Source organism: Exiguobacterium sp. HVEsp1 (genome assembly GCF_002009685.1).
Taxonomy (GTDB): Bacteria; Bacillota; Bacilli; order Exiguobacteriales; family Exiguobacteriaceae; genus Exiguobacterium; species Exiguobacterium profundum.
Map to the genome: position 1 here is coordinate 2252002 of NZ_KV917367.1, position 14522 is coordinate 2266523.

The window sequence follows — 14522 nt, forward strand, 5'->3', positions numbered from 1 at the left end:
ACAAATGATTCATTTGCCACTATCTTCACTTGGATAAAAATGGTTATATTATTTTATATAGCATTTTTTGAAAATCGGGAGGCTTACTCATATGAAGTGGAAGACAACTACCCTATTTAGTTTAATTGCCGGCACCCTCCTTACCTCTCCCCTTCTGACACATGCGGAAGGTTCATTTCAACAGACGGAGAATGGCATCGTCTATACGTCGAGTGACGGGACGGTCTTGACGGGATGGCAAGAAATCGATGGCCATACATACTATCTGAATGAAGATGGCATGCTCCTCACAGGTTGGCAGGAAATCGAAGGGGCTACCTATTACTTTGAGACAGACGGTCGACTCGTCACGGGTGCTTATGCGATTGACGGCACGACATACACGTTTGACGAGAACGGAAAGCTACTCACCGGCTGGCAGGAACGGGACGGTCTCGTCTACTATTACGATGAGACCGGTCAACCCGTCACGGGATTCCAGACGATCGCCGGCAAGCGATATTACTTCAACGAGGATGGGGTCCGTCTCTCGAGATGGCAGCAGCTTGGTGACGCCAAACATTATTTCTTCCCAGACGGCACCATCCGTACAGGGATGTATACGATTGACGGCAAGAAATATTATTTGATGGAGCAAGGGAAGATGGCGACCGGATGGCAGACGATCGGCACACGTCGCTATTACTTCGGGGATGACGGGGTACGTCGCCAAGGACTCGCTCGGATCGGTGACAAGATGTACGGTTTCCATCCCACTTACGGATACCGCCTCGAAGGACTCTATCGCATCAACAATCGACACTATTTGTTCGGAAAATACGGCGACCGCAAGTATGGGCTACAGCGAATCGATGGTGTCATGTATGGATTCCATCCGACGTACGGGTACCGACTAGAAGGTGTCCATAAACTAAATGCACGTGTCTATTCATTCGATGCATACGGACGACGCGAGTATGGGTTCCAAACGGTCGATGGGAAGAAGGTCGGATTCCACCCAACCTACGGATACCGGCTACAAGGGAAATTCCGATTGGATGGGAAGACGTATCACTTCCACTCGACGGGTGTCCCCGAGAAAGGATGGAAATATACGACCCAGTACGAGTATTACGCTCCCGCGTTGACGAAGAAGACGGATTGGCAAGCCATCGACGGCAAGTGGTATTACTTTGACACGTATGGAAAGATGTATCAAAACCGTCGTGTCGGCAACGCCTCGTTCGATGCGCGGGGCGCCTATTCTCAGGCACTGTCCATCTATAAGATGAGCGTCCCACTCTATCGTCAGTTCCCGATGGGCTATCCGTCCGGCTGCGAGTTCTTCTCCCTCAAGATGGCGCTTGAAGAGAAAGGTCGTGCCGTCAGCGCCTCGACCTTATATAACGAGATGCCAAAGAGCATGTGGAACGCGCGTTATGAGAACCGTCTCTATCGCTGGGTCGACCCGAACGTCATGTTCACGGGAGATCCGAAAGGGACGCTCGGCAAATATAAGAACTACGGGATTTATCCGAAAGGCATGGTCGGATTCGCCAGCAAATATCGTCCGGTGAAAGACTTGTCCAACCAAGGCCTCGGCTCGATCGAGCGCGAACTGTCGATGGGTAACCCGGTCATCGTCTGGGCGAGCGTCGACTTCAACAAACCGTACGGCTACTTCAACTGGTACACCGCTTCGAACAAGAAGTTCACCGGCTACGTCAACTATCACGTCATGTTGGCAACCGGCTATGACAAATCAAACTTGTATATCAACGACCCATATCGTGGACGCTTGGTCATCCCGAAATCAAAAGTGAGCGCCGTCATGAGCGCGACCGGATGGAAAGCGCTCGCGGTCAGATAAGTAAGAAGGAACGTGCCTTTAATCGAAGGGCACGTTTTTTGTGTGCGATTAGGAGAATAGTACGAAATTAAGAAATATAAATTCCTATTTTTATGATTAAATATTGAAATTTAATTTCTGGATGGTACACTCCTGTTAAGAAATTAAAGCGCTTACATGAATTAAAGGAGGAACTTCTGATGAAAAAATGGATGGGTGGTATGGCCGCGTTGACGATCCTCACGACTTCCATCGTCTGGTTGGATGCCGATGCGAAGTCTGAACCGAAAAAACCAAAGGTCGAACTCGGGGTCGACCGGTTGATGGAAAACCCGGAAATCTTGAAAGGAAAACGGGTCGGACTGATCACGAATCCGACCGGGATCAACGCGGAGAGAACGAGCATCGTCGACCTGTTCGACCAGTCCAATGACTTCGAGTTGACGGCATTGTACGGACCAGAGCATGGCGTTCGGGGAGATGCCCAAGCCGGGTCGACCGTCAGCTCTTACATCGATGACGTGACGGGATTGCCCGTATATAGTCTATATGGTGCCACGAAGAAACCGACGGCTGAGATGCTACAAGATGTCGACGTGCTCGTCTTTGACATCCAGGATGTCGGGACACGCTACTATACGTATATCTATACAATGGCGTATGCGATGGAAGCCGCAGCCGAGAACGATATTCCGTTCGTCGTCCTCGACCGTCCGAACCCACAAGGTGGGCTTCGCGTCGACGGTCCGGTGCTCGACCCGGACTACTCTAGCTTCATCGGTCTTTATCCGATTCCATTAAAGCATGGGATGACCGTCGGAGAACTCGCGCAACTGTTCAACACCGAGTATCAGATTCAAGCCGACCTCGAAGTCGTCAAAATGAAAGGATGGAAACGTTCGATGATGTATGAAGACACGGGCCTCCCGTTCGTCATGCCGTCCCCGAACATGCCGACGACCGACACGGTCAACGTCTACCCTGCGACCGGATTGTTTGAAGGGACGAACCTATCCGAGGGTCGCGGGACGACGAAACCGTTTCAGCTGATCGGCGCGCCGTATATAAAAGCGCATGACTATGCGAATGAGCTGAACGAACTCGAGTTGCCGGGTGTCGCCTTCCGGGCTGCCTCGTTCACGCCGACGTTCTCAAAACACGCGGGCAAACTGACGCACGGGGTTGAGGTGTATGTCACCGACCCGGTTCGATTCGAATCGACGCGAACCGGGATCGCGATGATTCAAACGGCTCATGACATGTATCCGGACGACTTCGAATTTTTAGCGAACGACTTCATCACGAAACTGACAGGAAACGCCTACGTGAAAGACATGATTCTCGAAAGAGCTCCACTTGAAGACATCCTGATGAAAATCGAGGACGAGCGGGACGCCTTCCTCCCCATTCGAAAAGAGTATTTGCTGTATAAATGAAGCGAGGATGGGCTCACGAAGAGTCCATCCTTTTTGTAATGAAATGGTAAAACCAAAAATCACCCAAACAATATAGAATATAGGGAGTTTCACAAAAGGAGTCGATTCCATTGAAGAAGCATCTCTCTCTACTACTCACCATCATTCTGACACTCGGTGTGATCGGATCACCACTCTCTATTAGCCCTGTCCAAGCCTATTATGAGACGTCAATCAATACGACCGGTTACGTGACGAACATCAGTCAGCTCAACGTCCGGCAATCGCCTTCTTTGAGCGCGAAACGACTTGCGCTCATCCCACGAGACGGTTCGATGCGTGTCCGGACATCGTTCCAATTGGACGGTGTGCGCTGGTATAAGATTCAATGGGGCAGCGGCTACGCTTATCTGCCCGCCAAGTATGTCCGCTTGTCCACTGCCGAGGTGAAATTTACGAAACCGACGTACGTCAAACCGTCGAGCGTTTATTTAAAATCACGTCCGCTCACGACTTCTTCAAACGTCAAGTTCGTCCGGCAAGGCACCGAACTCGAGACCGTGTCATATCGCTATACCGGCACATCGCGATGGTATAAGGTGCGTTACGGTTCATACACGGGGTACATCCTCGCCAACCATGTCAGCTTCACGTCGCCCGTCAACGTGTTGACCGAGACGAACAAAGAACGACATGCTGCCGGCCTCTCTCTTCTCGCCGCTTCGAGTGAGGCGAACCGTGTCGCCCAAGTCCGTGCCGATGAGATGGCGCGAACGGGTCAATTCTCACACACGCTCAAGGAGAGCGGTACACCCGGGGACACGTTAGACGCTTACGGTGTCTCGTATCGTGGCTGGGGAGAGAACATCTATAAAGGATCGAGCGACCCGGTCCGGGCGGTCGATGCGTGGATGAACAGCAGCGGTCATCGCGCGAATATCTTGAATGCGAATTATACGCACCTCGGGATTGGCAAAGCGACCGATGCCCAAGGGTCGACCATCCATGTTCAAATCTTTTTGACGAAATAACCGCTGAAGGACAGTCACGTCGTGGCTGTCTTTTTTTCGCCAATTAAAAAAGCGGATTCGCATCCGCTCTCGAGCCTTACGCACTTCTTATATCTCATGCTCTTTCACGAGCACACGAAAACGCGGTCGGACGGTCAATTCGATTGACGTCACGGTCCGCTTTCGATCTTCAGCTAGGACGATCAATAACTCTGCGTGGTCTCGCCGGTCTTCTAAAATCTCGACCTTGCTGACGGTGCGGAGCAGTTGATAATATACGAGCTCCCCGTCCCGATCTTTAATTTTGATCTCAAACTCGTGATAGCTCGGGGATATTTTAAAGTAGAACGTCTCTCCATGCTTATTTGTGAAGCGAAAAATTGACTCATCATAATAGAACGGAAGCGTCGAATCCATTCGTTTCGGTTCGACTGTGCAAAACGCGGAAAGCACGATTTCGTCTGGGAACAACGCCCCCTCTTGTTTGTTGAATTGCCATCCTTTCATCCAAATCCCTCATTTCGACACCGTAATTATCTGAATAATTAGATTATTGCACATTTCGAGGGTTCCGGACAGGTATATTCGTGACAATCCTCGAACACCTTTGTGTAGAACGAGAAACATTTCACATGAGAAAGGAGTATCACGATGTCCATTATCTCGCTCGACCATGTCACGAAACGGTTCGGGGATACGATTGCCTTGAACGACCTCACTCTTAAAGTGGAAGAAGGCGAACTCTTCGGGTTGCTCGGACCGAATGGTGCCGGGAAGACGACCGCCATTTCGGTCATGTTGAATCTGTACGAGGCGGACTCCGGTTCGATTCACATTTTTGGAAAAGCGATGCCAAAAGACGAACTGGCCATCAAACGCCGCGTCGGGATCGTGCCGCAACACGTCTCCGTCTATGATCAGCTGACCGTCTATGAGAACATCCAATTTTTTGCGGAGCTGTATGGATTCAGTCCGAAAGAAGCGAAACAAAAGACCGAGGCCGCGCTCCACTTCGTCGAACTCGATGCCCATCAAAAGAAACGTCCGCCCGAACTGTCCGGCGGTCTCCTACGTCGCCTCAATATCGCCTGTGGCATCGTCCATGAACCCGAACTCATCTTCATGGATGAACCGACCGTCGCCATCGACCCGCAGTCGCGAAATACCATTTTAGAGAATATCCGCGAACTGAATCGCCGCGGTGCCACCATCATCTATACATCTCATTACATGGAAGAAGTCGAACTCCTCTGCGACCGAATCGCCATCGTTGATGAAGGAAGGATCATCGCAGAAGGAACGCAGGACGAATTGAAAGACCGTGTCATGACACTCGAGACGGCCCGGATCAAAGTCGATGCGCTCACACCAAATTTGCTCGAACGACTCGATGCACTCGACCACGTTCAAAAAGTGGAGTATGAAGAGCCGTACATCGAGGTGTCGTTAGACAAGGACACGCCGCTCGCCCCGCTCCTTGAGACGCTCCATCAAGAACATGTCCATTTCACTTCCATCACGGTCGACCGTCCTTCCCTCAATACCGTCTTTTTGGCATTGACAGGGAAGACGCTCCGGGAATAGGAGGGGCGTCATGTGGACTTTCATCAAATATGATGTGAAACAGCGGCTTCGTGATCGTGCCACCCTCTTTTGGATGCTCATCTTTCCGCTCATCCTCATCTTTGGACTCGGGACGATGCTGTCGGCCGTCTTCAGTGACACGTTCAAACTTCCGGTCACGAACGTCGCCTACGTCGAATCGTCGACCGACCAGTATCGCGAGCCGCTCGAGGCTTTTTTAAAAGAGGAAGACATTCAAGCCTTCATCCGACTTGTCCCATACGTTGACCTCCCATCTGCCGAACAAGGTGTGAACGAAGGCGATGCCGATGTCATCTTGCAACTCGATGGACCTGACATCACACTCTTCTATGAGGAACCGACGACGGTCGAGTTCGATGTCCTCGATGCCATCCTCGGTCAGTATACAGCCATCGCCAATCAACAAATCACGCTCGCTGAAGCAGGCGTGTCGGCCCCATATGTGAATGAGGCTTGGCTCGATACGGAAAGTGTCGACTTGGCAGGACGTACCCCGACCTCGCTCGAGTATTTCACCGTCACGATTTCAATCATGACGGCATTGTTCGGGTCGTTTTATATCACATCGATGGCACGAGAAGAGCAACCGAATACAGGCAGTTACTTACGCATCCAAGCGGCCCCAGTCCGAACGGTTCAATATCGACTTGCGCGGACGTTCAGTCGCTACGTCATCATCTTGTTGCAGCTCATCCTCTTGTTTTGGTTCAGCCATTTCGTCTATCGCACATTCGACTTGGCGAACGTACAGTTCGGCTATCTGATTCTGTCTTGGCTCGCCTTGACCGCGTACGGGGTCGCCATCGGATTTCTGATTGTCAACTTGCCGAAGTTGAGCGCGACGACAAAGGATGCGATCGTCAACGGCTTCGTCGCCATCCTCATGATCTTATCCGGTGGCTATGTCCCCGGTTTTGACCAAGTGACGCTGAACTATGCGCCGTGGGCTGCCTACGTGTTCATGCCGATTTTCATGCGGGACGGGATGCTAGCCGTGCTCCTGCGGGAAGGGGACATGAATCTGTATTGGCAAAGTCTCGGATTGCTCGGGATTCATCTCCTCATCTTGATTGCATTCAGCTACATTCTCTCGAAAGGGGTGAAGCGTCATGGTTCTCATTAGACATGTGGCCAAACGGATGCTTCGAAAGAAAGGGCTGTGGGTGTTCACCTTCGTGTCGATGTTCGGTTTCGCGCTCATCCTCTCCTTCGTCGGTGGAACGTCCAGTTTGAACGCATCCATCGGGATTGTCGACCGGGACGGTGGACTTCTCGCCGAACGCCTCATTGACGAGGCCGAACGGTTTGGTCGGGTCACGTTGCTCGAGTCGAACACGGATGATGTCTTGTTAGAAGGAGAAGATATCGTCCTCATCATTCCCGATGACTTCACGAAACAGGCGTTCACAGGAGAGATGCCTCGCCCTTCCTTCTCTGCAATCGCCGGGAGTGATGCCTCGTTGATCGAGCAGGCACTGAACGGTCATCTGGCCCGCGAACGCCAACTGCTCGAAGCGAGCGGCTACGATAAAGCGACGTTCGAACAGCTTGCGTCAAAAGAGACGTCGAACGGTTACACACTTTCAAGTGAACCGTTCCAGGAAAGTGTCGCCACGACCGCCCGAACACAAGCCTTCTTCGGTCTGTTGTCGTTCATCATGATGTCGACCTTTCTCCAGTTCATTCCTATGTTTGTCGCGGATGATCGGGACGAGAAGATCTATGCGCGGTTGTTCGCCTCACCGGTGACACCAAGGCGTTACTTCGCCTCCCTGCTACTAGCCTTTTATCTCGTCGGCTTCATCTACGTGATGCTGTTGATTGGCGTGAGCCTCGCTTTATACGGTCAGGATGTATGGACACATCTCCCGACCGTATTCGCCTTGTTTTCTTCCTATCTGCTCGTCTGTCTAGCCCTCGGTGGTCTCATCGCCGTCTTTGCGACGAATCGGGAGAAGGCGAACATCTTTCAAATCTCGGTTACGATGGCATCCGCCATCACCGGCGGGGCGTTCATCAGCCTGCTCTGGTTGCCGGATTCATTGAAACTTGTCGGTCGTTTCCTGCCGACCTATTGGTTGAATAACGGTGTCATCACGATGTATGAGGGTCAGTTCCCGTATCCCTCCATCCTTGTCATGATTGGCATGACCGGAGTCGTCTTCCTCTTCACCATCCTCGTGTTGAAGAAACGACCTCTGACCGTTTGAAAAAGCGAGTCCCCCACATTCAGGAGGACTCGCTTGTTTATTGTTGAAGTGTCGGTACGACTTTTTCAAAGAAGACGTCGACGAGAGATGGGTCGAACTGTTTACCTGCCTCTTGTTTGATGATGGCAAGTGCCTCGTCAATCGTTTTCGCTTGTCGATATGGTCGCCCCGTCACCATGACATCGAACGTATCCGCAATTGCGATGATTCGTGACGCAAGAGGGATTTCAAAATCTTGTAACCCTTTCGGATAGCCTTTCCCGTCCCATCGTTCATGATGCGCCAAGACAATCTCGGACAAGGCGACATATTCGGGTACGGTACTCAAAATATTGTAACTGATTTCCGGATGGCGCTTGATTTCATACCATTCCGATTCAGTCAACGTGCCAGGTTTATCTAAAATGTCATTACTGATTGCCACTTTTCCGATATCGTGTAAAATGGCGGCCGTTCGAATCTCATTCACTTCGGCACTCGTGAAGCCCATCGCTTCCGCAAGTTTCCCCGCTAAATTGGCGACCCGTTGAGAGTGCGCTTCTTCGCGTGGAATTTTCTCATACAGCGTGCGCATGATGATTTGGATAGAATGGTGGCGTCGACTCTGCTTTTCAGAAACCTTATGGTGATACATCCGGTCTTCCGCTAAGTTGAACACCTCGGCCAATTCGACATTCGAGTCATATTTGACCGCTTCACCGAACGATGCGGAAATTGGTAACCCTTCTACCGTCTGTTCGTGGAAGAGACGACCGAGACGGTCCGACAGTTGCTTCGCCTCATCGAGAGTCGTATTCGGGGAGATAACGACGAATTCATCGCCCCCGACTCGCGCCACTTCATCTTTCGTGCGCAATTTATTTCGTAAAATATTTGCCGCTTCAACGAGCAGTTGATCTCCGACCAAGTGACCGAACGCATCGTTCGTGAGTTTCAGACCATTGATATCGATGACGATGAGTGTGAGCGGATAAAAATGCTCATCATCATAGCGCCCCAACGCTTCTTCAAAGTAGCGTCGGTTTTTGATGCCCGTCAATTGATCGTGATAACTGAGATATTCAATCTCTTTCTCGTATGTTTTCTTCTCCGTGACATCTCCGATATAGCCGTGCCATAAGACATGGTCTTCCGCAATCTTCTCTGGCCGGGATGACCCGAGAATCCAGATGGTTCGTCCGTCCTTGGTCAACAAACGAAACTCTGCATCCCAAATCGTCAAATTACGATACGATTCATCAATCGACTGCATGACAAGCGGATAATCATCCGGGTGCATCCGTCGGAAGACAAGACTCGCGTCCGTCTGTACCTCTTCTGCCGAAATCCCCAGCATATCTTCAAAGCCCCGGCTAAAGAACGGGAAGTTGAAGCTTCCGTCAGGCAACAATTCGAATTGATAGATGGCACCCGGGATTTGGTCGGATAGTTTCGTCAAGAGGCGATCCCGATCGGCCAATTTTTCTTCCAATTGGACTCGGTCTGTCACGTCCTTGGCGATCGCATAAATGTAACCCCCTTGAAGTTTACAATGCCACTCGATTGAGCGATACGTGTCGTCGATTGTCCGGAAGCGGTTGACGAATCGGAACAACTCGCCACGTTCTTCAAGCTCCGCAAATCCTGCTTCCGTGATCACCTCATCATCCGGGTGAATCAGACTAAGAAAATCGATATTCTCTAACTCATCAAGCGAAAACCCTAATACGCGCTCCCACGTCTCGTTCAAGTGAAGCACTTACCGTGTGTTGAAGGCCATGATGCATTCCAAGTCGAGCGTGCCAAATCCATCGAACATCGATTTCTTCGTCTCACCCACTTGATGATCGGCTTTCGTCAATTGCTGGAGTACATGGACGAGGTACAACTCGACGAGACCGAGGCGGTTCGCTTGCTTCCCCTGTTCCATCACAATCGTCAAATCTCCATACAAGACGCCATCTTGTTCGATTTTAAAGAGAACCACTTCTCCAAGTGAGAAAATCCGAAGTAGATTTTTGACGAGTCGTTTCGGAAGGGCACCATCAATCAGTGGGTCAATCCCATCGAAGACAAGAGGATTCGATTGTTTGAACAGGTCACGCCGCTGATCCGTCATCGGCCATTTCCTTCCGACCGGATGAAATCCAAGGATGTCGAGACTTTTCTCTAACATCTCATCCATGCCCGATAATGCCACTGTCGTATACGATTCGCCATCCTCTTCCATCAAATTGAGTGCGACCGCCTTCGCTCCCGTGAAGTCACGAATCTGATCAAGAAATTGTTGATTCATCAACAAATCACTACCGGTCGAGACGAAGCGATGCGATACGTTAACGAGTTGTTTTAACGCATTGTTCTCTTGAACGTGTGGCGTGATGTCGTGGAACATGACGGACACAAATCCTGTCCGTTGACTAAACACAGACATCTCGAACCAACATTTATTACGGCGGGAATAGTGTTCAAATGTCACGGTACCACCATCACTGACGACACGTGCCACTTGAATCATCCATTCTCGCTCACTATATTCAAAGTCTTTTAGGGCGCTTGACACCTTTTTTCCGATGAAGTGTTTTCGCTTCCCTTTCATGATCTTCTCAAAGGCAGGATTCACTTCAAAGAATTCATAGTCAACCGGCTCCGAAGCGTCGTCGTAAATCACTTTAAACTCGACGTAGCCTTGGGGCATATAACGCAACAATGTGTCGTATGAAGAATGATGGGAGTTTGTCACGTCACTTCCTCCTCAGCAAATAAAATCTCTACTCAGTTTACCTCATTTGTGATAGATTCCCTATTTTTTCCGAACTCATTCCCAACTTTTTATTTAAAGTTTTCGTAAACTGCATGCTCTTCCCTTGCCCCATCCTCTCACCTTTGTTAGACTAATTTCGAAAACCGATATCGAACTTCGATATTAAGGAGATGACACGTATGGAAGACCGCGTCTTGCGGAAGTTGTTTCTCGGTTTCATCCACATCCATATCTTGCACCACGCCGCGGAACATCCCGTGTATGGAGCATGGATGGTCGATGAGCTTCGGGAACACGGGTACGAGATCAGTGCTGGGACGCTCTACCCGATTTTACACGGGATGGAGAAGGATGGCCTTCTCGTTCGTGAAAACGAGACGGTCGATGGACACGTTCGCAAAAACTACGTGACGACCGAAAAAGGACTTTCTGTGTTGGCGGAAGCCCGTCAAAAAGCATACGAGTTATTCAAAGAAATCAAGGAGTGAAGACATGACGACACAACGCGTGACGTTCAAGACGTTACTAGAGATTTTATTCGTTTCAACGAGGCTCGGTCTCACCTCATTCGGTGGGCCGGTCGCCCACCTCGGGTACTTCCACGAGGAGTATGTGAGACGACGCAAATGGATGGATGAGAAAGCATATGCCGACCTCGTCGCCTTATGCCAATTCTTACCTGGACCGGCCAGTTCACAGGTCGGGATTGGCATCGGGATCGTCCGCGGCGGTATATTAGGTGGAATCACCTCGTTCATCGGCTTCACGACGCCATCGGTCGTTGCCCTCATCCTGTTCGCTTTATTGTTGTCAGGGCTCGACGTGTCCGACGCAGGCTGGCTCTACGGCTTGAAAGTCGTCGCGGTCGCCATCGTCGCCCATGCCATCTTAGGGATGGCGAGTAAACTGACACCTGATACAAAGACACGAACAATCGCCTTTTTCGCCTTGGCGGGCGTCTTGCTCTGGCAGACGACGTTCAGTCAGGTATTGTTCATTCTCCTCGCGGCACTCGCAGGATTCCTGTTGTTCAAGCCGGACCATCTCGATGCGAAATCGAGTGCGTTCCCCATTTCGAAACGACTCGGAGCCGTCTTGCTGTCGATATTTGGTGCACTTCTCGTCATCTTACCGATTTTACGGGAGACGTTTGAGAATCAGACGATTGCCTTGTTCGATAGCTTTTACCGGGCCGGTGCCCTCGTCTTCGGCGGCGGACACGTGGTCTTGCCACTACTAGAACGAGAACTTGTACCAGCTGGTTTCTTGAGTGAAGAAGCTTTCCTTGCAGGATACGGTGCCGCTCAGGCCGTTCCTGGTCCGCTCTTCACGTTCGCTTCCTATCTCGGAACGGTCATTAACGGTGTGCCGGGTGGCATCCTGGCGACGGTCGCGATTTTCTTGCCGGCCTTCTTGCTCATCCTCGGGGCACTTCCGTTTTGGGATGCGCTCCGCCATAACCCGAAAGTCGCCGGCGCTCTTATCGGCGTCAATGCAGCAGTGGTCGGGATTTTGATTGCGGCATTCTACAGCCCAATCTTCACGAGTACCGTCAACGTTGCGGTCGACTTCGTGTTCGCCGCTTTCCTGTTCGTCATGATCGCCTATTGGAAACTGCCCCCGTGGGCACTCGTCATCGCCGGGGTACTCGGTGGGACGTTGATTAATCTGATGTAAGGTGCAAGGGACCTCGTGTCCCTTTTTTTATTGGATTTTACGTCATTTGATTGTTAATCTTTTGAAACCATTCCCTCCTCCACGCTCGTTATACTGAAGAATGGATTGAAAAATAAGGGAAATGTCCGCTTTACTAGAAAGGAAGTGGGGGCATGAAACCACTTAAGCATACAACGTATATGCCTGGTCTAGACGGCTTGCGCACGTTCGCCGTCTTGGCTGTCATTTTATATCATTTAAATGTACCTTACATATCCGGGGGATTCCTCGGTGTCGATGTCTTCTTCGTCCTTTCCGGTTACTTGATTACCGGCATCTTGATTCGCGAATGGACGAAGACCGGCACAATCGATTTGAAAAGATTCTATGTCGCACGTTTCCGTCGTTTGTTGCCGGCGCTCGTCTTGATGCTGTCTGTCGTGATGACGTATGTGACGCTGTTTGACCGCTCCTTGCTCGATACGGTGCGACAGGATTCACTGGCGGCACTTGCCTATGTGAACAACTGGTGGTATATCTTCCACGAAGTCTCCTACTTCGAAAGTTTCGGAAAGCCATCGCCGCTTCAAAACCTATGGTCTCTCTCAATCGAAGAACAGTTTTATGCGGTCTGGCCGCTACTCCTACTCGTCGGTCTCGCGTTCCGGAAGCGATTGCTCCAACTACTCGCTGCACTTTTATTCGTCTCCGCCGCCTGGATGGCATTCCGATATGTACCAGAAGCCGACCCGAGTCGCGTCTACTACGGGACCGACACACGCTTGTTCGGTCTGCTTATGGGAGCCGTCCTCGCGTTCGGTTGGCGCCCGGACACGTTTAAAGAGACGATTCCGAAGATCGGACGTCACATTTTGAATGGGGCTGGCGCCATTTCGCTCATCGCCATCGTCGGCATCATCCGAACCGTCAACGCCTACGACGTGTTCCTCTATTACGGAGGCTTCTTGCTCGTCGCGTTCCTATCCGCCCTATTGATTGCCGCTGTCGCCCATCCGGCGACCATTTGGTCACGACTGTTTGGAAGCGCTTGGCTTCGCGTGATTGGCACCCGGACGTATGGGATTTACTTGTGGCACTATCCGGTCATCATTCTGTCGACACCGCTCGACCGACTCGGGACGTTCTCGCCACTTCTTTCCGTCGGACAAGTGGCGTTGACGCTTTTGATCGCCGAGTTGTCGTATCGTTTCGTCGAGACACCGATTCGCCGAAATGGATTCAAACATGCGTTCCGTCAGCTCGTCTCGACACCGACGCACCCGAGCGCACGCTTCGCCGCCACGGCATGTGCGACCGCGCTCTCACTCGTTCTCGTTGGGAATTTGACCATCCTGGCGTTCTCTGAGTCGAAGCCGGTCGAAGATGCGATTCCTGTCGTGAAAGTACCGATGCCAAAAGATGACACACCGGACGTTCCGAAAGAACCGGAATCCGAAGAGGCAGAGGATGTTCCGTCCGAAGATCAACCGACAGATGAGAACACAGCACCAACTGAAAAACCAGAAGAACGAACATGTCCACCGGCTCTCGCGATTGGCGACTCGGTCATGCTCGGATTGAACGAATACTTGGCAGATGCCTTCCCGAATATGAAAATTGACGCCCAAATCGGACGTCAAGTTCGTGATGCAATCCCAGTTGCCTCACAGTACCAATCGTATAATGCTCCGGGGCACGTTGTGTTCCTCCATCTCGGAACGAACGGTGCCTTCAAAATGGAGCAACTCGAAACGCTGCTCAAGCAGTTCGAACGAGCAGATGAGATCTATTTGATCAACACACGTGTCCCGCGTCCATGGGAAAGTGAGGTCAATGAAAAACTCGCACGGGCAAGTGAACTTCACGAGAACGTGTCCCTCATCGATTGGCATGAACGGTCAATCGGGAAAGAAGCGTACTTTGAAAGTGACGGGGTCCATTTGAATATCAAGGGCGCCGAAGCGTTTGGCCACGTACTGAACGAAGAAATCGGCTGTCAACCAAACTAGGCTCTTGCGAGTGCAAGAGCCTAGTTTTTAATTGACTCAAATACAT

At 51.0% G+C, this 14522-nt stretch carries 12 protein-coding genes; 9 read left to right on the top strand and 3 right to left on the bottom strand.

The annotated features are described in order from the left end of the window. The first annotated feature begins 91 nt into the window (after positions 1 to 91). The 3 genes from BV910_RS11605 (at position 92) to BV910_RS11615 (ending at position 4274) form a co-directional block, all read left to right on the top strand. Complete coding sequence (locus BV910_RS11605; RefSeq protein ID WP_078147435.1) at positions 92 to 1849, top strand: C39 family peptidase; 1758 nt, start codon at positions 92 to 94, stop codon at positions 1847 to 1849. Positions 1850 to 2040: 191 nt separating this feature from the next. Next, complete coding sequence (locus tag BV910_RS11610) at positions 2041 to 3264, top strand: exo-beta-N-acetylmuramidase NamZ family protein (RefSeq protein WP_371328167.1); 1224 nt, start codon at positions 2041 to 2043, stop codon at positions 3262 to 3264. Positions 3265 to 3374: 110 nt separating this feature from the next. Next, positions 3375 to 4274, top strand: coding sequence for a CAP domain-containing protein (locus tag BV910_RS11615; protein ID WP_078147437.1), 900 nt, complete (start codon positions 3375 to 3377; stop codon positions 4272 to 4274). 87 nt (positions 4275 to 4361) lie between these two features. Here the strand turns inward: BV910_RS11615 and BV910_RS11620 are convergent, their stop codons facing one another. After that, a complete protein-coding gene (locus tag BV910_RS11620; RefSeq protein ID WP_078147438.1) occupies positions 4362 to 4760 on the bottom strand; it encodes a hypothetical protein in 399 nt (132 codons plus the stop codon). A 144-nt stretch (positions 4761 to 4904) separates the two neighbouring features. On the opposite strand from BV910_RS11620, the gene BV910_RS11625 reads away from it, so the two are divergent. Genes BV910_RS11625 through BV910_RS11635 form a run of 3 tightly spaced genes read left to right on the top strand, consistent with a single transcriptional unit; the run spans position 4905 to position 8068 of the window. Further along, positions 4905 to 5837, top strand: coding sequence for an ABC transporter ATP-binding protein (locus BV910_RS11625; protein ID WP_078147439.1), 933 nt, complete (start codon positions 4905 to 4907; stop codon positions 5835 to 5837). 10 nt (positions 5838 to 5847) lie between these two features. After that, positions 5848 to 6981 carry an ABC transporter permease gene (locus BV910_RS11630; protein ID WP_078147440.1) on the top strand — a complete coding sequence of 378 codons (1134 nt, stop codon included), beginning with the start codon at positions 5848 to 5850 and terminating at the stop codon, positions 6979 to 6981. Further along, a complete protein-coding gene (locus BV910_RS11635) occupies positions 6968 to 8068 on the top strand; it encodes an ABC transporter permease (protein WP_078147441.1) in 1101 nt (366 codons plus the stop codon). Before BV910_RS11630 ends, BV910_RS11635 begins: the two co-directional genes overlap by 14 nt. A gap of 37 nt (positions 8069 to 8105) precedes the next feature. Here the strand turns inward: BV910_RS11635 and BV910_RS14980 are convergent, their stop codons facing one another. Beyond that, entirely contained in the window at positions 8106 to 9797 is a 1692-nt protein-coding gene (locus BV910_RS14980) for an HD domain-containing phosphohydrolase (protein WP_240499848.1), read from the bottom strand. Positions 9798 to 9806: 9 nt separating this feature from the next. Beyond that, entirely contained in the window at positions 9807 to 10790 is a 984-nt protein-coding gene (locus tag BV910_RS14985) for a PAS domain-containing protein (RefSeq protein WP_240499849.1), read from the bottom strand. Between the two features lie 200 nt (positions 10791 to 10990). Here BV910_RS14985 and BV910_RS11645 point away from each other — a divergent pair, with 200 nt between their 5' ends. The 3 genes from BV910_RS11645 (at position 10991) to BV910_RS11655 (ending at position 14476) form a co-directional block, all read left to right on the top strand. Next, positions 10991 to 11299: a PadR family transcriptional regulator gene (locus BV910_RS11645; RefSeq protein ID WP_078147442.1), complete on the top strand. Its 309-nt coding sequence runs from the start codon at positions 10991 to 10993 to the stop codon at positions 11297 to 11299. Positions 11300 to 11303: 4 nt separating this feature from the next. Continuing rightward, the gene (chrA, locus tag BV910_RS11650; RefSeq protein WP_078147443.1) at positions 11304 to 12488 is read left to right on the top strand and encodes a chromate efflux transporter; all 1185 of its coding nucleotides are present in this window, start codon (positions 11304 to 11306) and stop codon (positions 12486 to 12488) included. Positions 12489 to 12640: 152 nt separating this feature from the next. Continuing rightward, positions 12641 to 14476, top strand: coding sequence for an acyltransferase family protein (locus BV910_RS11655; RefSeq protein ID WP_078147444.1), 1836 nt, complete (start codon positions 12641 to 12643; stop codon positions 14474 to 14476). Positions 14477 to 14522 lie beyond the last annotated feature (46 nt).